Annotated in this window: 15 protein-coding genes; 7 read left to right on the top strand and 8 right to left on the bottom strand. The window is 61.7% G+C overall.

The window, feature by feature from the left end; genetic code table 11:
• Positions 1-2 precede the first annotated feature (2 nt).
• Positions 3-1,427 carry a cytochrome-c oxidase, cbb3-type subunit I gene (gene ccoN / locus CD175_RS16630; RefSeq protein ID WP_104449736.1) on the bottom strand — a complete coding sequence of 475 codons (1,425 nt, stop codon included), beginning with the start codon at positions 1,425-1,427 and terminating at the stop codon, positions 3-5.
• Between the two features lie 95 nt (positions 1,428-1,522).
• Here ccoN and CD175_RS16625 point away from each other — a divergent pair, with 95 nt between their 5' ends.
• Entirely contained in the window at positions 1,523-2,197 is a 675-nt protein-coding gene (locus tag CD175_RS16625; protein WP_104449735.1) for an alpha/beta family hydrolase, read from the top strand.
• 96 nt (positions 2,198-2,293) lie between these two features.
• Here the strand turns inward: CD175_RS16625 and CD175_RS16620 are convergent, their stop codons facing one another.
• From CD175_RS16620 to acnA, 3 genes are all read right to left on the bottom strand, one after another.
• Entirely contained in the window at positions 2,294-3,859 is a 1,566-nt protein-coding gene (locus tag CD175_RS16620) for a methyl-accepting chemotaxis protein (protein ID WP_104449734.1), read from the bottom strand.
• A 105-nt stretch (positions 3,860-3,964) separates the two neighbouring features.
• On the bottom strand, positions 3,965-4,756 hold the full coding sequence (locus CD175_RS16615) for a CPBP family intramembrane glutamic endopeptidase (protein WP_104449733.1): 792 nt from the start codon (positions 4,754-4,756) through the stop codon (positions 3,965-3,967).
• A gap of 222 nt (positions 4,757-4,978) precedes the next feature.
• Positions 4,979-7,720: an aconitate hydratase AcnA gene (gene acnA / locus CD175_RS16610; RefSeq protein ID WP_104449732.1), complete on the bottom strand. Its 2,742-nt coding sequence runs from the start codon at positions 7,718-7,720 to the stop codon at positions 4,979-4,981.
• A gap of 222 nt (positions 7,721-7,942) precedes the next feature.
• Here acnA and rlmM point away from each other — a divergent pair, with 222 nt between their 5' ends.
• The gene (rlmM, locus tag CD175_RS16605; protein WP_104449731.1) at positions 7,943-9,016 is read left to right on the top strand and encodes a 23S rRNA (cytidine(2498)-2'-O)-methyltransferase RlmM; all 1,074 of its coding nucleotides are present in this window, start codon (positions 7,943-7,945) and stop codon (positions 9,014-9,016) included.
• Positions 9,017-9,209: 193 nt separating this feature from the next.
• Positions 9,210-9,461, top strand: coding sequence for a sulfurtransferase TusA (gene tusA / locus CD175_RS16600; RefSeq protein ID WP_007974070.1), 252 nt, complete (start codon positions 9,210-9,212; stop codon positions 9,459-9,461).
• Positions 9,462-9,512: 51 nt separating this feature from the next.
• Here tusA and CD175_RS16595 read toward each other — a convergent pair whose 3' ends face one another.
• Positions 9,513-10,922: an MATE family efflux transporter gene (locus CD175_RS16595; protein WP_104449966.1), complete on the bottom strand. Its 1,410-nt coding sequence runs from the start codon at positions 10,920-10,922 to the stop codon at positions 9,513-9,515.
• Between the two features lie 245 nt (positions 10,923-11,167).
• Here CD175_RS16595 and pdxB point away from each other — a divergent pair, with 245 nt between their 5' ends.
• Positions 11,168-12,310 (top strand): 4-phosphoerythronate dehydrogenase PdxB, encoded by a 1,143-nt coding sequence (gene pdxB, locus CD175_RS16590; RefSeq protein WP_104449730.1) that lies wholly within the window; start codon positions 11,168-11,170, stop codon positions 12,308-12,310.
• A gap of 175 nt (positions 12,311-12,485) precedes the next feature.
• Here pdxB and CD175_RS16585 read toward each other — a convergent pair whose 3' ends face one another.
• Complete coding sequence (locus CD175_RS16585; protein ID WP_104449729.1) at positions 12,486-12,665, bottom strand: PA1571 family protein; 180 nt, start codon at positions 12,663-12,665, stop codon at positions 12,486-12,488.
• A gap of 251 nt (positions 12,666-12,916) precedes the next feature.
• On the opposite strand from CD175_RS16585, the gene CD175_RS16580 reads away from it, so the two are divergent.
• Entirely contained in the window at positions 12,917-14,698 is a 1,782-nt protein-coding gene (locus CD175_RS16580) for an ABC transporter transmembrane domain-containing protein (RefSeq protein WP_167399539.1), read from the top strand.
• Between the two features lie 137 nt (positions 14,699-14,835).
• Here the strand turns inward: CD175_RS16580 and CD175_RS16575 are convergent, their stop codons facing one another.
• Positions 14,836-16,764, bottom strand: a complete 1,929-nt coding sequence (locus tag CD175_RS16575) for a transglycosylase SLT domain-containing protein (protein WP_104449727.1) — start codon at positions 16,762-16,764, stop codon at positions 14,836-14,838.
• 213 nt (positions 16,765-16,977) lie between these two features.
• Here CD175_RS16575 and CD175_RS16570 point away from each other — a divergent pair, with 213 nt between their 5' ends.
• A complete protein-coding gene (locus CD175_RS16570) occupies positions 16,978-18,897 on the top strand; it encodes an ATP-binding cassette domain-containing protein (protein ID WP_007974055.1) in 1,920 nt (639 codons plus the stop codon).
• A 171-nt stretch (positions 18,898-19,068) separates the two neighbouring features.
• Here CD175_RS16570 and CD175_RS16565 read toward each other — a convergent pair whose 3' ends face one another.
• Positions 19,069-19,509: a universal stress protein gene (locus CD175_RS16565; protein WP_046041383.1), complete on the bottom strand. Its 441-nt coding sequence runs from the start codon at positions 19,507-19,509 to the stop codon at positions 19,069-19,071.
• Positions 19,510-19,613: 104 nt separating this feature from the next.
• Here CD175_RS16565 and CD175_RS16560 point away from each other — a divergent pair, with 104 nt between their 5' ends.
• Entirely contained in the window at positions 19,614-20,051 is a 438-nt protein-coding gene (locus tag CD175_RS16560) for a hypothetical protein (RefSeq protein ID WP_104449726.1), read from the top strand.
• The last annotated feature ends 138 nt before the right edge of the window (positions 20,052-20,189 follow it).

The raw sequence follows: 20,189 nt of genomic DNA, 5'->3' as shown, positions 1-20,189 counted from the left end.
CCTCAGGCCATCTGCGCGGCAGCGGCGACTTCGGCAGGCTGCGAGGCCCGCACGGTGCGCCAGGTGTTGTAGGCCATCAGGAACATGCCGCTGAGGAAGATCGCACCGCCCACCAGCCGCACGACGAAGCCAGGGTGGCTGGCCACCAGGGTTTCGACGAAGGAGTAGGTCAGCGTGCCGTCTTCGTTCACCGCACGCCACATCAGGCCCTGGGCGATGCCGTTGACCCACATCGAGGCGATGTACAGCACGGTGCCGATGGTGGCGAGCCAGAAATGCGCGTTGATCAGGCCGATGCTGTGCATCTGCTCGCGTCCGAAGACTTTCGGGATCATGTGGTACAGCGCACCGATGGAAATCATCGCTACCCAGCCGAGGGCGCCGGCGTGTACGTGGCCGATGGTCCAGTCGGTGTAGTGGGAGAGGGCGTTGACCGTCTTGATGGCCATCATCGGCCCTTCGAAGGTCGACATGCCGTAGAACGCCAGGGAGACCACGAGGAAACGCAGGATCGGGTCGCTGCGCAACTTATGCCAGGCGCCCGACAGGGTCATCATGCCGTTGATCATGCCGCCCCAGCTCGGCGCGAGCAGGATCAGCGACATCACCATGCCCAGCGACTGCGCCCAGTCCGGCAGCGCGGTGTAGTGCAAGTGGTGGGGACCTGCCCAGATGTACAGGGTAATCAGCGCCCAGAAGTGCACGATCGACAAACGATAGGAGTACACCGGGCGCTCGGCCTGTTTCGGCACGAAGTAATACATCATGCCGAGGAAACCGGCGGTGAGGAAAAAGCCCACGGCGTTGTGGCCGTACCACCATTGCACCATCGCGTCGGTGGCACCGGAGTACAGCGAGTAGGACTTGGTGAAACTGACCGGCAGTTCCATGTTGTTGACGATGTGCAGGATCGCCACGGTGATGATGAACGCACCGAAGAACCAGTTACCGACATAGATGTGTTTGGTCTTGCGCTGCATGATCGTGCCGAAGAACACGATGGCGTAGGCGACCCAGACAATGGTGATCAGGATGTCGATCGGCCATTCCAGCTCGGCGTATTCCTTGGAGCTGGTGTAGCCCAGCGGCAGGCTGATGGCCGCCAGCAGGATCACAAGCTGCCAGCCCCAGAAGCAGAACGCGGCGATTTTTGGCGCAAACAATTGCGTCTGGCAGGTGCGTTGCACCGAATAGAACGAGCTGGCGAACAGCGCGCAGCCGCCGAAGGCGAAGATCACTGCGTTGGTGTGCAGTGGGCGCAAGCGGCCGAAGCTGGTCCAGGGCAAATTGAAGTTGAGTTCGGGCCAGACCAACTGGGCAGCGAGAAAAACCCCGAGCCCCATGCCGACGATGCCCCACACCACCGTCATAATGGCGAATTGGCGGACCACCTTGTAGTTGTAGGCGGTACTGATAGAAGTGTTCATGGTTCCCCATCCACGGTTCAGCCGAAGTGAGCGCACTCGCGCAAGGCAGCGCACCCTTCGGCCGGAGTTATAGGCAGACTAAAAGCGAGGCAAGCATGGACAAAGGGCACAAGGCCGGTATTGACGGGGATCAATGGGCGCAGTGCGTGCGGGATCATGGATGGTTGTGGAATGCCGCGGCCGGCAAGGCAGCGGCGACGCTGATCCTCGCCCACGGCGCCGGCGCACCGATGGACAGCGACTGGATGAGCGACATGGCTGCACGCCTCGCCGCACAAGGCGTCAACGTATTGCGCTTCGAGTTTCCGTACATGGCGCAGCGGCGCATCGACGGCGGCAAGCGCCCACCGAATCCAGCGCCGAAATTGCTCGAATGCTGGCGTGAGGTGTATGCCCAGGTGCGACGCCATGTCACTGGGCCGCTGGCCATCGGCGGCAAGTCCATGGGCGGGCGCATGGCCAGTTTGCTCGCCGATGAGTTGGGGGCGGATGCGTTGGTGTGTCTGGGGTATCCGTTTTACGCGGTGGGCAAGCCGGAGAAGCCACGGGTCGAGCATTTGGCTGCTTTGAAAACCCGAACCCTGATTGTGCAGGGCGAGCGGGATGCGCTGGGCAATCGCGAGGCGGTCGAGGCTTACGTCTTGTCACCGAGCATTGAGGTGTTCTGGCTGGCGGCGGGGGATCATGACTTGAAGCCGTTGAAGGCTTCCGGGTTTAGTCATGAGCAGCATTTGGTGGCGGCGGCGGGCAGGGTGGCTGGCTTTTTGTAGGAAGCAAGATCAAAAGATCGCAGCCTTCGGCAGCTCCTACAGGGGAATGTGGTCCCTGTAGGAGCTGGCGCAGCCTGCGATCCTTTGACTTTGCTGTCAGCGGTTGAACCGCTCCACCAGCGAATACTGGGTATTGGCCGTCTTGGTCAGCTCTTCACTCAACAACGCCGAGTTCTGCGCCTGTTCCGAGGTCTGGTCCGCCAGCGCCGAGATGTTGCTGATGTTGCGGCTGATTTCTTCGGCCACGGCACTTTGCTCTTCGGTCGCGGCGGCGATCTGGGTGGTCATGTCGGTGATGTTGGCCACCGCCTCGCTGATCCCTACCAGCGCCTTGTCCGCTTCCAACACTCGTGCAACGCCTTCTTCCGCCTGACGATGCCCGGCTTCCATGGTTTGCACCGCAGTGCCGGCGGTGTGCTGGAGCTTGGCGATCAGCGCATGAATCTGCCCGGTGGACTCGCTGGTGCGTTGCGCCAGCTGACGGACTTCGTCGGCCACCACCGCAAAACCACGACCCATCTCACCGGCACGGGCCGCTTCGATGGCGGCGTTCAGGGCCAGCAGGTTGGTCTGGTCGGCGATGCCTTTGATCACGTCGACCACACCACCGATTTCGTTGCTGTCCTTGGCCAGCTGGGTCACGGTTACGCCGGTTTCACCCACCACCACCGACAGGCGCTGGATGGCTTCGCGGGTTTCCCCGGCGATGTCACGACCGCGACCGGTCAGGCGATTGGCTTCCTGGGTGGCATCGGCGGTGCGTTGTACGTGGCTGGCGACTTCCTGGGTGGTCGCGGCCATCTGGTTGACCGCCGTGGCCACCTGCTCGGTCTCGACCCGTTGACGTTCCAGGCCGCTGGAGCTGTTGTGCGCCAGGGCATCGGACTGCCTGGCCTGATCGGTCAAGTGCTCGGCCGTATCCTGCAGGCGCGTCAGACAGGTTTTCAAGCGTGCTTCCTGGCTGAGGATGGACATCTCCAGCCGCGCCTGGGCGCCGCGACTGTCGGTGTACATCTGTGCGATCAGCGGATCGGAGGTGGTCTGCTCGGCCAGACGCAGCAAACGCTTGAGGCCGCGCTGTTGCCACTGGAGGCCCATCAGGCCCAGCGGCACCGAGAGTCCGGCGGCCAGGGCAAAACCCCAATGGGAGTTCAGCGATGCACCGATCATGAAGCTCAACTGGCTGACCAGGATGAACGGCAGCCAGTCCTGCAGGATCGGCAGCCATTTGTCCGAGGAGGGAACGGCCGACTTGCCCTGGTTGATGCGCTGGTAGAGCGCCTCGGCACGGCGGATCTGTTCGGCGGTGGGTTTGACCCGCACCGACTCGAAACCGATTACCTGATTGCCTTCGAAGACCGGTGTCACATAGGCGTTCACCCAGTAGTGGTCACCGCTCTTGCAGCGATTCTTCACAATGCCCATCCATGGCAAGCCTTGTTTCAGTGTGCCCCACATGTGTGCGAACACCGCGGCCGGGACGTCGGGATGACGGACCAGGTTGTGCGGTGCACGGATCAGCTCCTCTCGGGAATACCCGCTGATTTCGACAAAGGCGTCGTTGCAGTAGGTGATCATGCCCTTGGCATCGGTGGTGGAGATCAACCGTTGCTGGGCCGGGAAGGTCCGCTCGCGTTGTGTAATTGGCTGGTTGTTACGCATGGCTTTTTTAATCCGCAAGGCTTTCAAGTGCTGTATCGGCAAGACCGGCGGATTGTTGAGGTTATTTTTCGATAATCAGTGATGCGTCGCAAAATGACCCTTGCGTCAGCCGGCGAGCATCGGATAAGTGAACAGGCCGAAGTGCAGCAGGTTCAAGCCGAAGTGGGTGACGATTGCGGCCGCCAGCCCGCCGAAACGGTAGGCCAGGCCATAGCCGACCCCGGCCAGGCTGGCCAACAGGACCCATTGCCAGCCTGCACCGGCATGGGCCAGACCGAAGATCAACGAAGCCAGGAGCAGGGCAAGGTTTTCGCCATGGCGCAGGTTTTTCAGGCAACGGCTCAGGCCACCCTGGAGGTAGCCGCGGAACAGTGCTTCCTCGACCAGTGTCACCAGCAGCAGATTGTTCAGTAGCCACCACCAGGCTTGATCAGGCCATTTCGGCGCCCAGGCGATGACACCCAGCAACAGTGCGCCGCCCAGCGCCAGCACGGCACTCAAAGTCAGCGCAATGGCGCTGACAGGCAGGAACAGGCGCAGCGATCGCCGGCCGACAATCCACGGGCAGACCAACAACAGCCAGAAACCGATCAGGGGCTTGTCAAGGTTCAGGTACATGGAAAACGGCACGGCGTCGTCGGTGAAACGCTGCGGGGCTATGACTTGACCGCTTTGGAAGCCGGGCCACCAATGCGTCGCAAGGGCCAGCGCGAGAATGATGAACAGGCCATGGCCCAGGTAGCGGACAAAAGGGATCTCGCGCTGGCGAACCGCTGCACCGGCTACCAGTAACAGGAACACCGAAAATGCAGAGAGCCAACCGAGGTGGCCGTAGGTCAGCGCCAGAGCGTAGCCGAGGGAAAGCAGGGCCAGAAACGTCCATGGCAGGGCAATCATGTGAAGTCCTTGTGTCGAAATCTGTAGCACGGCCCAGTCACCTGCAGGAGCGAGTTTTCTCCGGGCGGCGTTCCGGCGAGGGCGTCGAGTCGGCCAATGTTGACTCAACTGACACACCGCCTTCGCGAGCAGGCTCGCTCCCACAGGAATAGCGGGGCGAGATTATAAGGGGGGGCACAAACAAAAACACCGCCCGAAGGCGATGTTTGTATCAGCGCATGGCTAGGAGGCAATCAGCTGCCGCAACACGTAATGCAGAATCCCTCCGGACTTGAAGTACTCCACCTCATTGAGCGTGTCGATGCGGCACAGCACCTCGACCTTCTCGCGGCTGCCGTCTTCGCGAGTGATGACCAGTGTCAGGTTCATCCGTGGCGTCAACTCGACACCGGTCAAGCCGAGGATGTCCAGGGTTTCACTGCCGTTCAGGTTCAGGCTCTTGCGGTTCTGATCCAGCTTGAACTGCAACGGCAGCACGCCCATGCCCACCAGGTTGGAGCGGTGGATGCGTTCGAAGCTTTCGGCGATGACCGCTTTGACGCCCAGCAGATTGGTGCCTTTGGCTGCCCAGTCGCGGCTCGATCCGGTGCCGTATTCCTGGCCGGCAATCACCACCAGCGGGGTGCCCGATGCCTGATAGCGCATGGCGGCGTCGTAGATCGGCATTTTTTCCCCGGTGGGAATGTAGCGGGTGTTGCCGCCTTCCTCGCCGCCGAGCATTTCGTTGCGAATGCGGATGTTGGCGAAGGTGCCGCGCATCATCACTTCATGGTTGCCACGCCGCGAACCGTAGGAATTGAAGTCCCGCGGTTCCACGCCTTTGTCGCGCAGGTATTGCCCTGCCGGGCTGTCCGCCTTGATGTTGCCGGCGGGGGAGATGTGATCGGTGGTCACCGAGTCGCCGAGCAGGGCGAGAATGTTCGCTGCGCTGACATCCTTGACCACGGGCGGCGGGCCGCCGATGTCGTCGAAGAAGGGTGGGTGCTGGATGTAGGTCGAGTCGTCCTGCCAGACATAGGTCGCCGCTTGCGGCACTTCGATCGCCTGCCATTGTTCGTCTCCGGCAAACACTTCGGCGTATTCCTTGTGGAACATGGCGGTGTTGACCTGGCTCACCGCGTCGGCGATTTCTTTGCTGCTGGGCCAGATGTCCCGCAGGTAAACCGGTTTGCCGTCCTTGTCTTCCCCCAGCGGTTCGCGGCTGAGGTCGGTGCGTACCGTCCCCGCCAACGCATAGGCGACCACCAGCGGCGGGGAGGCCAGCCAGTTGGTTTTCACCAATGGATGCACCCGGCCTTCGAAGTTGCGATTGCCCGAGAGCACCGATGCCACGGTGAGGTCGGCTTGCTGGATGGCTTTCTCGATGGGTTCGGGCAGCGGCCCGGAGTTGCCGATGCAGGTGGTGCAGCCGTAGCCGACCAGGGCAAAGCCCAGTTCATCGAGGTAGCGGGTCAGGCCGGCTGCCTTGTAGTAGTCGGTGACCACCTTCGAGCCGGGGGCCAGCGAGCTCTTCACCCAGGGTTTGCGTTTCAGGCCTTTTTCCACGGCCTTCTTCGCCACCAGCCCGGCCGCCATCATCACGCTCGGGTTGGAGGTGTTGGTGCAGGAGGTGATGGCGGCGATGACCACGGCGCCGTTTTTCAGGCGATAGGTCTGGCCTTCATAATGGTAATCCGCCTCTCCGGCGAGATCGGCGTTGCCGACGGCGACGCCGCCGCCGCCCTCGCTTTCCAGGCGGCCTTCTTCCTTGCTGGTGGGTTTGAATTGCAGGTCGACGAAGTCGCTGAAGGCTTGCGCGACATTCGGCAGCGACACCCGGTCCTGCGGGCGTTTTGGTCCCGCGAGGCTGGCTTCGACGCTGCCCATGTCCAGCGCCAGGGTGTCGGTGAACACCGGTTCCTGGCCGGGCAGGCGCCACAGGCCCTGGGCCTTGCTGTAGGCCTCGACCAATTGCACTGTTTCAAGGCTGCGGCCGGACAGGCGCAGGTACTCCAGCGTGACGTCGTCCACCGGGAAGAAGCCGCAGGTGGCGCCGTATTCCGGCGCCATGTTGGCGATGGTCGCGCGGTCGGCCAGCGGCAGGTCGGCAAGGCCGTCGCCGTAGAATTCGACGAATTTGCCCACTACGCCTTTCTTGCGCAGCATCTGGGTCACGGTCAGCACCAGGTCGGTGGCGGTGATGCCTTCCCTGAGCTTGCCAGTGAGTTTGAAACCGATGACTTCGGGAATCAGCATCGACACCGGTTGCCCGAGCATCGCCGCTTCCGCCTCGATACCACCGACGCCCCAGCCGAGCACGCCGAGACCGTTGATCATGGTGGTGTGGGAGTCGGTGCCGACCAGGGTGTCGGGGAAGGCATAGGTGCGGCCGTCCTCGTCCTTGGTCCAGACCGTGCGCCCGAGGTATTCAAGATTCACCTGGTGGCAGATCCCGGTGCCCGGCGGCACCACACTGAAGTTGTCGAAGGCACTCTGGCCCCAGCGCAGGAACGCATAACGCTCGCCATTGCGCTGCATTTCAATGTCGACGTTCTGCTCGAAAGCGCTGCTGCTGGCGAACTTGTCGACCATCACCGAGTGGTCGATCACCAGGTCCACCGGCGACAGCGGGTTGATGCGCTGTGGATCGCCACCGGCCTTGGCCATCGCCGCGCGCATGGCGGCCAGGTCGACCACGGCGGGAACGCCGGTGAAATCCTGCATCAGCACCCGCGCCGGGCGGTACTGGATTTCGCGGTCGGAGCGGCGCTCCTTGAGCCACGCGGCCAGTGCCTTGAGGTCGGCGCCGGTGACGGTTTTTTCGTCCTCCCAGCGCAGCAGGTTTTCCAGCAGGACTTTCAACGACATCGGCAACTTGTCCAGCTCGCCCAGGCTCCTGGCGGCGTCGGGCAGGCTGAAGTAGTGGTAGGTCTTGTTGCCGACTTGCAGGGTTTTCAACGTCTTCAGGCTATCGAGGGACGGCATTGCAATCACTCCTTGAAGTCCGCACGGCTACGGACTGAGGGGACGGACAGAGCCTTAAACCTAGCCCTGTTTTCGGTAGCTGGCTAATAACTGGACTCTATGGACAGACCCCAGGTTCCGATCTCGGCTATCATGCGCCGGTTTTCGTGACAGGCTTTGCTTCAGGGCAAGCCTGGGCATCGTGCAGTGGCCGAAATTCATCGCCATTGCCCAGGAGTAAGAATGAACACCCTATTCATGCATTGCCGGCCGGGCTTCGAAGGCGAAGTCTGTTCCGAGATTTCCGACCTCGCCGCGCGCTTGAACGTGGCCGGCTACGCCAAGGCCAAAGCCGCCACCGCTTGCGCCGAATTCGTCTGCACCGAAGAAGACGGCGCCGAGCGCCTGATGCGCGGGCAGCGTTTCGCCGAGCTGATCTTCCCGCGCCAGTGGGCCCGGGGGATTTTCATCGATCTGCCGGAAACCGACCGCATCAGCGTGATCCTCGCCCATATGGCGGACTTTCCGCTGTGCGGCAGCCTGTGGCTGGAAATGGTCGACACCAATGATGGCAAGGAACTGTCGAACTTCTGCAAAAAGTTCGAAGTGCACCTGCGCAAGGCGCTGATGGCCGCCGGCAAACTGGTGGAAGACGCGCACAAGCCGCGGCTGTTGCTGACCTTCAAAAGCGGCCGTGAGGTGTTCATGGGGCTGGCCGAGTCGAACAACTCGGCGATGTGGCCAATGGGCATTCCCCGTTTGAAGTTTCCTCGGGAGGCGCCGAGCCGCTCGACCCTGAAGCTGGAAGAGGCCTGGCACCACTTCATTCCGCGCGACCAGTGGGACGAGCGCCTGCACAGCGACATGACCGGCGTCGACCTCGGGGCCGCTCCGGGTGGCTGGACCTGGCAACTGGTCAACCGCGGCATGCTGGTGACCGCCATCGACAACGGCCCGATGGCCGAAAGCCTGATGGACACCGGTCTGGTGCAACACCTGATGGCCGACGGTTTCACCTTCAAGCCCAAGCAGCCGGTGGACTGGATGGTCTGCGACATCGTCGAGAAGCCGGCGCGCAATGCGGCAATGCTGGAAGAGTGGATCGGTGACGGCCATTGCCGCGAGGCAGTGGTCAACCTCAAGCTGCCGATGAAACAGCGCTATGCCGAAGTGAAGCGTCTGCTCGAGCGCATCGCCGATGGTTTCAAGGCGCGGGGCATCAAGGTCGAGATCGGCTGCAAGCAGCTGTACCACGACCGCGAGGAAGTGACTTGCCATTTGCGCCGGCTGGACGTGAAGAAACCCAAATCCCGCTGAAGCACCGCACCCCCCCCTGTAGGAGCGAGCCTGCTCGCGATGGACCTGAGAGCGCATTGGGGTGTCAGGCATCCAGCGTTATCGTTAACGATCATCGCGAGCAAGCTCGCTCCTACAAGGGTACGGCGTTATGCCACAGATGACGTTACACCCGGCAATGCGCGACAATGCCGGTCAGTTTCAGGAGTGAATCATGAGTGAAATGCTTGATACGCCGGTAGACGGCACCCTCGATGCCACCGGTCTCAACTGCCCCGAGCCGGTGATGATGCTGCACCAGCACATCCGTGACCTGGTGCCCGGCGGCCTGCTCAAGGTCATCGCCACAGACCCGTCGACCCGTCGTGACATTCCCAAGTTCTGTGTGTTTCTCGACCACGAACTGGTGGCGCAGCACGAGGAGGAGGGCACCTACCTCTACTGGATTCGCAAGAAGTCCGGCTGACGGCACTCCCAAAAAAAAGACCTGCAAACGCAGGTCTTTTTGTTTGTGCAATCAGCCGGTCGAGCGGCTGTTACGAATCCGTTTGCGCGCACTGAGCGTCAGGCGGATCGACAACATCAGCGCCGCACAGCTCAAGCCGGCAATCAACCCTTCCCACAGCCCGCTCGGGCCACTGGCCGGACCGAACCAATCGGTCAGTCCCAACACGTAGCCGACCGGCAAGCCGATGCCCCAATAGGCGAACAAGGTCAGGATCATGGTCACCCGGGTATCCTGGTATCCACGCAACGCGCCCGCGCAAATCACCTGGATGGCATCGGAAAACTGGTACAGGGCGGCATAGACAATCAACATCGACGCAATCTGGATCACGGCCTTGTCAGGCGTGTAGATCGAGGCAATCGGTTCGCGCAGGAGCAGGATCAGGCTCGCCGAGAACGCCGCGAACACCAGTGCCGCGCCGAGCCCGACCTTCGCCGCGAAACGCGCCTGCCAGGGATTGCCGGCCCCCAGTGCCTGACCCACGCGCACAGTCACCGCCATGCCCAGCGAATAAGGAATCATGAACAGCAACGAGCTGATATTGAGGGCGATCTGATGCCCGGCCACCACGGTAGAGCCGAGACTGCCGATCAACAGGGCGATGACCGCGAAGATGCTGGACTCGGCGAAGACGGCAATGCCAATCGGCAGGCCAATGCCGACCAGGCGCTTGATCACGGTCCATTGCGGGCGGTCGAAGCGCACCAGCACCCGGGTGCGGGCATAGAAGGGGGCCCAGAAGGTCCAGCCGGCCATGCTCAACGCCATGAACCACATCACGATGCCGCTGGCCCAGCCGCAACCGACGCCGCCCAGGGCCGGTGCGCCGAAATGGCCGTAGATCAACGCATAGTTCAGCGGGATGTTCAGCAGCAGGCCGCACAAGCCAATGACCATGCTCGGGCGGGTACGCCCCATGCCATCGCTGTAGCAGCGCAATACGTAATAGAACGCCATGCCGGGAAACCCGAAAGCGATCCCGTGCAGGTAACCCATGCTCGGCTCGATCAATTGCGGATCGACTTTCATCCAGTGCAGGATCGGCTCGGCGCCGAGCAGCAGGCCACTGCCGATCAAGCCGACACACAATGCCAGCCACAGCGCCTGGCGTACCAGCGGACCGATCTCGTCGAACTGCGCGGCGCCAAAGCGTTGTGCGACCTTGGGTGTGGTTGCCAGCAGAACACCGGACATCAACAGGTAGACCGGAATCCAGATCGAGTTGCCCAGGGCCACCGAGGCCAAGTCCCGCGGGCTGACGCGGCCGGCCATCACCGCATCGACGAAGCCCATGGCCGTGGTGGCCAGTTGCGCGATCATGATGGGCAGGGCCAGGCCGAGCAGGCCCTTGAGTTCCAGGCGAACGGGTGTCGTCCGCGCAGGCGCAGTGGCGACGGTACTTTCAATAACAGGATTCAATAGCGAAACGTCCAAGAGGTTTTGATGCACAGGCGCGCATTCTACGCGTTGACGCGGCAGTCAGGAAAAAGCTCGTGTTACCGATTTGTAATCTCTGTAGGAGCTGCCGCAGGCTGCGATCTTTTGATCTTGCCCTTAAAAACAAAGTCAAAAGATCGCAGCCTGCGGCAGCTCCTACACGGTATGCATGCTAGGCGTAACGAGGCATATACGCCTACACTGCCGATCCGCCAAAGGAGCCTGCCATGCTGATTGTTGCCGACGAAAATATCCCCCTGCTCGATGCCTTCTTTGGAGGCTTCGGTGAAATCCGCCGGGTGCCGGGTCGCGCCATCGACCGTGCCGCGGTCGAGCAGGCCGATGTGCTGTTGGTGCGTTCGGTGACCAACGTCAATCGCGCGCTGCTCGAAGGCAGCAAGGTGCGCTTTGTCGGTACGTGCACCATCGGCACCGATCATCTGGACCTGGATTACTTTCAGCAGGCCGGCATCACCTGGTCCAGCGCACCGGGCTGCAATGCCCGCGGCGTGGTCGACTATGTGCTCGGTAGCTTGCTGACCCTGGCCGAAATCGAAGGGGCCGACCTGACCCGGCGTACCTACGGCGTGGTCGGTGCCGGCGAGGTGGGTGGCCGACTGGTCAAGGTCCTGCAGGGCCTGGGCTGGAAGGTGCTGGTGTGCGATCCACCACGGCAGGCGACTGAAGGCGGTGACTACGTCAGCCTTGAGCAGATCATCGACGAGTGCGACGTCATCAGCCTGCACACGCCGCTGACCAAGCAGGGGCCTCAATCGACCTGGCATCTGTTCGATGAAAAACGCCTTAACCAGCTCAGGTCCGGTACCTGGCTGATCAATGCCAGCCGCGGACCGGTGGTCAACAACGCGGCACTGCGCGATGTACTGCTGGAGCGTGAAGACCTGCAAGCAGTGCTCGATGTCTGGGAAGGCGAGCCTGAAGTCGACGTGGCGCTGGCCGAGCTGTGCGTGCTGGCCACGCCGCACATTGCCGGTTACAGCCTCGACGGCAAGCAGCGCGGCACCGCGCAGGTTTATCAGGCGTATTGTGATTTCCTCGGGCAACCGACCCGCGTCAGCCTGAGCGATTTGCTGCCGGCACCCTGGCTGTCGCACGTGACCCTGAATGCGCAAAGCGACCCGGCCTGGGCCTTGGCGATGCTGTGCCGCGGGGTGTATGACCCGCGTCGTGACGATGCGGATTTCCGTCGCAGCCTTGTCGGCAGTGTCAGCGAGCAGCGCGCGGCATTCGATGTGCTGCGCAAGAATTATCCTTCGCGCCGTGAGATCGACGGGTTGCAGGTGCGGATCGAGGGGGATGCGCCTGAGTTGCAGAGGATTGTGGCGGCGTTGGGGGCCACGGCAATCTGATAGACCGCGGCGGCCCCTTCGCGAGCAGGCTCGCTCCCACACTGGATCTTCATGCACCGCAAATCCCCTGTAGGAGCGAGCCTGCTCGCGATGGGCGCGCCACAGTTCTAAATTGGATCAGCAGGCATAAAAAACCCGGCCAACAATGGGCCGGGTCAAGAAGACGGTGGCTATATCACTCTTGTTCGGCAGGCTTGACCAATCGCTTTTCCAGTTCGCTGCAAGCTTTCTGGATCATTTCTTCAGTGATCGGTACTTCGCGGCCCTGCTCGTCGATAATCGAGCAGCCCAGAGACTGGTCTGGATGCGTGCGGATCACTTGAATCTTGTCATCGCTGCTGTGTTGCAAGGACATGGCCTGTCTCCTCATCAGGTTGTGTGCTTACTGTAGAACCGCCAGGTGACCGGGCTATGACAACTCCCTGCGATCTTTCCGGGGGGACAGACCCAGTCCAGCAGAAATGCCTTCTCGTGGCTAGCCGAACTTTAGACCAATAGCGTCTAGCCTCTAGTGTTGGTGGACATAATTAACCTGACTCATTGTGATTTGCAGCGAGCCACCCCATTGAGCGGTGTAGGCTGACCCTAATGATTGTTTTGTCCCGGATGTTTGCGATGCTCTCTGCCCGTCACCGCCGTGCTGTTCGCCTGGCCAGTCGTTTCATTGCGCCGTATCGCTGGCAGGCCTTCGGCGCCTTGCTGGCGTTGATCGCCACCGCCGGCATCACCTTGTCCATGGGGCAGGGCATCCGCCTGTTGGTGGACAAGGGGTTCATGACCCAGTCGCCACACCTGCTCAATCAGTCCATCGGCCTGTTCATGTTGCTGGTCGTGGGGCTGGCGATCGGAACCTTTGCGCGGTTTTACCTGGTGTCTTGGATCGGCGAGCGCTGCGTCGCCGATATCCGGCGTGACGTGTTCAATCATCTGATTTACCTGCACCCGGGTTTTTACGAAGACAATCGCAGCTCCGAAATCCAGTCCCGCCTGACCGCCGACACCACGCTGCTGCAATCGGTCATCGGGTCTTCGCTGTCGTTGTTCCTGCGCAACCTGCTGATGGTGATCGGCGGGATCGTCCTGTTGTTCATCACCAACCCCAAGCTCACCAGTATCGTGGTGGTGGCCTTGCCCCTGGTGATCGCGCCGATCCTGATCTTCGGTCGCCGGGTGCGTAACCTCTCGCGCCTGAGCCAGGACCGGATTGCCGATATCGGCAGCTATGTTTCCGAAACCCTGGGGCAGATCAAGACCGTGCAGGCCTACAACCATCAGGTCCAGGACGAGCAACGGTTCGCCGTGACCGTGGAGGAGGCGTTCAACACCGCACGCAAGCGCATCTTCCAGCGGGCGTGGCTGATAACCCTGGTGATCGTGCTGGTGCTGGGCGCGGTCGGGGTGATGCTCTGGGTTGGCGGGATGGACGTCATCGCCGGGCGAATTTCCGCCGGCGAGCTGGCGGCGTTCGTGTTCTACAGCCTGATCGTCGGCAGTGCGTTCGGCACCTTGAGCGAGGTGATCGGGGAGTTGCAGCGGGCAGCCGGCGCGGCCGAGCGGATTGCCGAGTTGCTGCGTTCGGAAAACATCATCCTGCCACCGGTCGCAGGGGCGGTGACGCTGCCGGAACGGGTCGACGGCCGCCTGCAACTGCAAAATGTGCGTTTTTCCTACCCGTCGCGGCCGGAAAGTTATGCCGTCGACGGATTGAGCCTGACGGTCAATGCCGGTGAGACGCTGGCGCTAGTCGGGCCCTCCGGGGCCGGCAAGTCGACGGTGTATGACTTGCTGCTGCGTTTCTACGACCCGGCCGAGGGGCGCATCCTGCTCGATGGCGTGCCGTTGACTCAACTCGATCCGCTGGATCTGCGCCGCTGCTTCGCCCTGGTGTCACAGACCCCGGCGCTGTTTTTCGGCAGCATTGTAGACAACATTCGCTACGGCAATCCGCAGGCGACGCTGGCCGAGGTACAGGAAGCGGCAAAGATCGCTTACGCCCATGACTTTATCGAAGCCATGCCCAACGGTTACCAGACTCATCTGGGGGATGGCGGACTCGGCTTGTCCGGCGGCCAGCGCCAACGCCTGGCCATCGCCCGCGCCTTGCTGGTGGACGCCCCGATCCTGCTCCTCGACGAAGCCACCAGCGCCCTCGATGCCCAGAGTGAGCACCTGATCCAGCAGGCGCTGCCGAGCCTGATGAAGAACCGAACCACTCTGGTGATCGCCCATCGCCTGGCCACGGTTAAAAACGCCGACCGGATCGCGGTGATGGATCAGGGGAAACTGGTGGCGGTAGGGACGCACCAGGAACTGATTGCCAGCAATGCGTTGTATGCGCGTTTGGCGGCGTTACAGTTCAGTGACGGCAAGGCTACCGCCGAACTGTAGGAGCTGCCGCAGGCTGCGATCTTTTGATCTTCAAGGCCCCTGACAAAAAATGCCCGCATCGTTTGATGCGGGCATTTTTTAGAGCAGGCTCAAAAGATCGCAGCCTGCGGCAGCTCCTACATTACCGGCATTACCGGTCATTGATCGTCGAAAAACCGCTCATGCCAATCCACGATCGGCTGGGGCGAGTTGAGCTTCTGGCCGTAGATCACCGAGTACGACAACACGTTTTGCACGTACTGGCGGGTTTCGTCGAACGGGATGCTTTCCACCCACACATCGAAACTCAGGTGGTCGGCACCGCGCAGCCATTGGCGGACGCGACCCGGGCCGGCGTTGTAGGCGGCGGAGGCAAGGACGCGGTTGCCGTTGAACTGGCTGTGCACCTGGCTCAGGTAAGCGGCGCCGAGCTGGATGTTCTTGTCCGGATCGAACAGTTGCTGTGGCGAGCTATAGGGAATGCTGAACTTGCGTGCGGTTTCCTTGGCGGTGGCGGGCATCAGTTGCATCAGGCCCGAGGCGCCGACACCGGAACGGGCATCGTCCATGAATGCACTTTCCTGGCGGGTGATGGCGAACGCCCAGCTCGGATGCAGGCCGCGGCTCTTCGCTTCACGCACCAGCGTGTTGCGGTGGGCCATCGGGAAACGGATATCCAGATCGTCCCAATACTGCGCCTGGCTGATGGTGCGAATGGCCGGGAAGTACCATTTCAGGTCGTAAGCCAGTTTGGCCTGGGCAACCATCTCGTCACGGCTGAAGTGACGGCTGACGTGGTACCACTCGCGGCGACCGTCGACGATTTGCCCGCGAGCGTGGAACTCCAGGGCGCGACGTATGCCGGGGGTGTTGCGTACTTTGTTGATCAGCGCCTGGCTCATCACCAGCGGCTTGTTGTTCAGCGAGTAGGGCGACTGCGAGCGATCGGCGGCGAGGAAACCATAGAAGTCGCGTTCGCGGGCCAGGTTCTTGTAGAGCGTCTGCGCTTCCGGATTCTGTGGTTGCGCCAGTTCCAGGCTGCGGGCCTGCCAGTAGCGCCAGCGGTTGGTGGTGGCCAGGTCCTGGGGCAGGCGGCGGGTCAACTGGTAGGCATCGTCCCAGCGCGCCAGGCGCAGGAGCAGGCGCAGGCGCCATTCGGAAACCGTGTTGTCGCGCAGTTCCGGATCGTATTTGGTCATGACGTCCAGGGCTCGGCCGTCGAAACGTTTGGCGAGGGTCAAGCCGATTTCCCGGGCGATCGCCACTTTTTCATCCCGGGAGAAGTGCATGCTGCTGGCGTAGCCATCGAGCAGGTCCATGGCTTTGTCCGGGTCCTGGCGAGCCAGGCGGCGCAGGCCGAGGCTGACCACGTCGGACATGGCTTCATCGGCCGGGGTGAAGCGTGACGGCTGGTTGAGCAGTTCCGGTTTCTGCGCGACGTCCACCAGCAAGCGACCGCGCGGGGCGAGGGTGGTCAAGCCGTTGACCAGGCTGTTGGCCAGCGGGTAGTTGCGCGCCTGGGCGGCGAGTTTGGCTCGCTCCCAGCGTTTTTGCTCGGTCAACTGGCCTTCGGCCGCCCATATGCCGAACAGGGTGTCGCAGGCTTCGGGTTGGGATTTACCGGTCAGCCAGAGTTTTTCCGCGTTGGCGTTACCTTCGGCCTTGAGGTTGTGGCTGAGCTGGTACTGCGCATTCAGGCAGTCCAGTTCGGTGAAGTTCATTTTCGGGTCGTAATACTTGACGAAAGTCGCCCAGTCACCCCGATCCGCCAGCCAGCGCAACCAGCGCAGTTTCATCCAGTTGGCCTGGGGCAGGTCGCCGTGTTCGGCGAGGAATTTCTCGATTTCGGCGTTGCTCGCGGTTTTCAGGCGCGCGGTCAGTTCGTCATACGCCAGGTACGGTTCCAGCGGATAATCGGCGAGGGCCTGGCTGTAACGGAAATACGGGCCGGTATCACCCTTGGCCAGGGCGCGCTTGGCTTCATCGTAATATTGGCGCTGGGTGGACAGGTCCACCGCCTGGGCGGATTGAAGCGCTGCGGCTGAAAGTAAAAAGCACGACAAAAGATTGAAAAGGCGACTGCGCATGAGACGTCCAGGCAGAGAAAACATGACAAGTGCGGGTCAGGCCCGCACTGAATTGTCTGTAGCTTAGCCTTTTGCCAGCAGCCGGCGAAAGCTTTGCGGGTCTTCCCGCATCAGTTCGCAACATTTGTCGTTCAGAGTGCTACGAGAGTGAAATTGCCGGCCTTCTGAAGCCTCAAGTCAGGTAGAATGCGCGCCCGGTTTTTGGAGAAGCTCATGACCCTGCTCAAATTCAGCGATGTGTCCCTTGCTTTCGGCGCTATGCCGTTGTTGGACAAGGTGTCCTGGCAGATCGCCCGTGGTGAGCGGGTGTGCATCATCGGCCGCAACGGCACTGGCAAGTCCAGCATGATGAAGCTCGTCAAGGGCGACCAGAAGCCCGATGACGGCTCCGTTTGGCGCGCACCCGGCCTCAAGATCGGCGAATTGCCGCAAGAATTGCCGGTGGCCGACGAGCGGACAGTGTTCGACGTGGTGGCCGAAGGCCTGGACGGCGTTGGTGCGCTGCTCGCCGAGTATCACCACCTGAGCCAGAACATCGTCACCGATGCCGACCTGGACAAGCTGATGCACGTCCAGCACGACCTCGAAGCCCGCGATGGCTGGCGCTTGCAGACGCTGGTCGACAGCACCCTGAGCCGCCTGCAACTGCCGGCTGACAAGACCCTCGCCGAGTTGTCCGGCGGCTGGCGTCGTCGCGTCCTGCTGGCCCAGGCCCTGGTGTCCGAGCCGGACCTGCTGCTGCTCGACGAACCGACCAACCACCTGGATATCGGCGCCATCGCCTGGCTTGAAGAGGCGCTGAAGGATTTCCAGGGCGCCGTGCTGTTCATCACGCACGACCGTTCTTTCCTGCAGAACCTGGCAACCCGCATCCTCGAACTGGATCGTGGCGGCCTGATCGACTGGAACGGCGACTACGCCAGTTTCCTCGTGCACAAGGAAGCCGCACTGGCGGCCGAAGAAACCGCCAACGCGCTGTTCGACAAGCGCCTGGCCCAGGAAGAAGTGTGGATTCGCCAGGGCATCAAGGCCCGTCGCACCCGTAACGAAGGCCGCGTACGCGCGCTGAAAGCCTTGCGCGTCGAGCGCAGTGAACGTCGCGAGCGGACCGGCAAGGCCAACATCCAGCTGGAAACTGCCGACAAGTCCGGCAAACAGGTCATGGTCCTCGATAACGTGAGCTTTGCTCATCCGGACGGTCCGTTCCTGATCAAGGACTTCTCCATGGTGCTGCAGCGCGGCGACCGTATTGGTCTGCTCGGCGCCAACGGTACCGGCAAGACCACGCTGCTGAAGCTGATGCTCAGCGGCTTGCAGCCAACCAGCGGCAAGGTGGAAGAGGGCACCCGGATCGATGTTGCCTACTTCGACCAATTGCGCCATCAGCTGGATCTGGAAAAGACCGTGATCGACAACGTCGCCGAAGGTCGCGACTTCATCGATATCGACGGCCAGAGCCGCCACGTGCTGAGCTACCTCGGCGACTTCCTGTTCAGCCCGCAGCGTGCGCGCACGCCGGTCAAGGCGCTGTCCGGCGGTGAACGTGCCCGTCTGTTGCTGGCCAAGCTGTTCAGCAAGCCGGCGAACCTGCTGGTACTCGACGAACCGACCAACGACCTCGACGTCGAAACCCTCGAATTGCTCGAAGAGGTCCTGCTGACCTTCAACGGCACCGTATTGATGGTCAGTCACGACCGGGCATTCCTCGACAACGTGGTGACCAGCACCCTGGTCTTCGAAGGTGAAGGCAAGGTGCGCGAGTACGTGGGCGGTTATCAGGACTGGCTGCGTCAGGGCGGCTCGCCGCGCCTGCTGGGCGTGACCGAGAGCAAGTCCGGCAAGGCCGACCTGAACTCTGCAGTGGTGAAGGCCGAGCCAGCACCGGTTGCGGCGGCTGTCGAAGCGCCAGTGGCGAAGAAGAAGCTCAGCTATAAGCTGCAGCGTGAGCTGGAAGCGTTGCCCGGCGAGATCGAAGCCATGGAGCAGCAGATCGCTGCCGTTGAAGCGCAGATGGCCGACGCGGGTTTCTACCTGCGCCCGGCTGCCGAGACGGCTGCAGTGATTGCTCAACTGGCGCAGTTGCAGGCTGAACTCGACGTAATGGTCGAGCGCTGGGCCGAACTGGATGCCTGATTGAACCTGCAATAAAAAAGCCCGGCTTCACACACGTGAACGCCGGGCTTTTCATATGAAACGCAATCCCCTTGTAGGAGCTGCCGCAGGCTGCGATCTTTTGACTTTGATTTTTAAGAACAAGATCAAAAGATCGCAGCCTGCGGCAGCTCCTACACAGGGGTTTGTGTATCAGGATTTGTTTTGCAGGCGCACCGCAAGCACATCGCAAGGCGCGCCATGCAGCACGTCATTGGCGGTGGAGCCGAGCAGCAGTGCCAGGCCGTGCCGGCCATGGCTGCCCACCACGATCAGGTCGCAGGTTTGCTCCTTGGCCAGGTGGTGGATTTCCTGGCGTGGCTGGCCATAGGTGAGGTGGCTGTATTCCCTGGAGAGTTCCGGATATTTGAGGATCAACCGGTCAAGGCGCTCCTTGGCCTGATCGAACTGCTGCTGTTGCAGTTGTGACAGGTCCATCGGCACGTCGCCGCCAAAGGCCATCGCCATCGGCTCGACAATGTGCACCAGTGACAATTTCGCGCCGTTGCTCACCGACAGCTCGCGAGCGCGGTGGATCACAGGGTCGCACTCTTCGGTCAGATCTACAGCGACCAGAATATGGTTGTAGGGCATGAGGTGCTCCTCCTGAGGATTGCAATATTGGTAAGTATGGCTGGTTTCAGGCGCATTGGTTCCAAAGTGACACAATGGGCTCATCAAGAATCGGGAGTACAGATATGACGGTGTGGATAGTGGTGTCAATCCTGCTGGTGGTACTCAGCCCACTGGCATGGTTGCGCCCGTCGCGTGCCCAGAGTGGGCGCATCGCCCTGCGCATGGAGGCCCGGCGCATTGGGTTGGCCATGCAGCTGGCGCCCCAGGAATGGCCACACTGGCTGAGCCAGGAGCCGCCGAGCCCGTGCGCCCAGTACCATCGTCCGCGGCGTGGCAGTCAGCCGGCGTGCTGGAGTTACTGGCAGAAATCACCGGGTGTCTGGGTCAATCAATGGCAGGAAACCTGTGAAGATCAGGCGCTGCTCAATCATTTCGAAAAATTGCCGGGTAATGTCTACAAGGTTGAGGCCGACAAGCAAATCATCGCCTTGTATTGGGGCGAGAAGGGCGAGGCCGAGGTGTTGCAGCACATCGATGCAACGCTCAAAGCCCTTGCCTGAACCCCGTCCCTTTGTAGGAGCGAGCCTGCTCGCGATGAACCTGATAGCGCCGCGGGGTGCCAGGCTTCCCGCGCCATCGTTGACGTCCATCGCGAGCAGGCTCGCTCCTACAGATGTTTTTCGCACGCAATAAAAAGC

The organism is Pseudomonas laurylsulfatiphila (assembly GCF_002934665.1).
In the GTDB taxonomy this organism is placed as follows: Bacteria; Pseudomonadota; Gammaproteobacteria; order Pseudomonadales; family Pseudomonadaceae; genus Aquipseudomonas; species Aquipseudomonas laurylsulfatiphila.
Note: the sequence above shows the minus strand (reverse complement) of the source record. Positions and strands in the feature narration are given on the sequence as shown.

What these genes read in the sequence shown, in the direction of transcription:
- acnA (WP_104449732.1), bottom strand. Translation starts at nt 7,720, where the DNA reads ATGCCGTCCCTCGATAGCCTGAAGACGTTGAAAACCCTGCAAGTCGGC.
- CD175_RS16575 (WP_104449727.1), bottom strand. Translation starts at nt 16,764, where the DNA reads ATGCGCAGTCGCCTTTTCAATCTTTTGTCGTGCTTTTTACTTTCAGCC.
- pdxB (WP_104449730.1), top strand. Translation starts at nt 11,168, where the DNA reads ATGCTGATTGTTGCCGACGAAAATATCCCCCTGCTCGATGCCTTCTTT.
- CD175_RS16580 (WP_167399539.1), top strand. Translation starts at nt 12,917, where the DNA reads ATGTTTGCGATGCTCTCTGCCCGTCACCGCCGTGCTGTTCGCCTGGCC.
- CD175_RS16560 (WP_104449726.1), top strand. Translation starts at nt 19,614, where the DNA reads ATGACGGTGTGGATAGTGGTGTCAATCCTGCTGGTGGTACTCAGCCCA.
- CD175_RS16565 (WP_046041383.1), bottom strand. Translation starts at nt 19,509, where the DNA reads ATGCCCTACAACCATATTCTGGTCGCTGTAGATCTGACCGAAGAGTGC.
- CD175_RS16620 (WP_104449734.1), bottom strand. Translation starts at nt 3,859, where the DNA reads ATGCGTAACAACCAGCCAATTACACAACGCGAGCGGACCTTCCCGGCC.
- ccoN (WP_104449736.1), bottom strand. Translation starts at nt 1,427, where the DNA reads ATGAACACTTCTATCAGTACCGCCTACAACTACAAGGTGGTCCGCCAA.
- tusA (WP_007974070.1), top strand. Translation starts at nt 9,210, where the DNA reads ATGAGTGAAATGCTTGATACGCCGGTAGACGGCACCCTCGATGCCACC.
- CD175_RS16585 (WP_104449729.1), bottom strand. Translation starts at nt 12,665, where the DNA reads ATGTCCTTGCAACACAGCAGCGATGACAAGATTCAAGTGATCCGCACG.
- rlmM (WP_104449731.1), top strand. Translation starts at nt 7,943, where the DNA reads ATGAACACCCTATTCATGCATTGCCGGCCGGGCTTCGAAGGCGAAGTC.
- CD175_RS16570 (WP_007974055.1), top strand. Translation starts at nt 16,978, where the DNA reads ATGACCCTGCTCAAATTCAGCGATGTGTCCCTTGCTTTCGGCGCTATG.
- CD175_RS16625 (WP_104449735.1), top strand. Translation starts at nt 1,523, where the DNA reads ATGGACAAAGGGCACAAGGCCGGTATTGACGGGGATCAATGGGCGCAG.
- CD175_RS16615 (WP_104449733.1), bottom strand. Translation starts at nt 4,756, where the DNA reads ATGATTGCCCTGCCATGGACGTTTCTGGCCCTGCTTTCCCTCGGCTAC.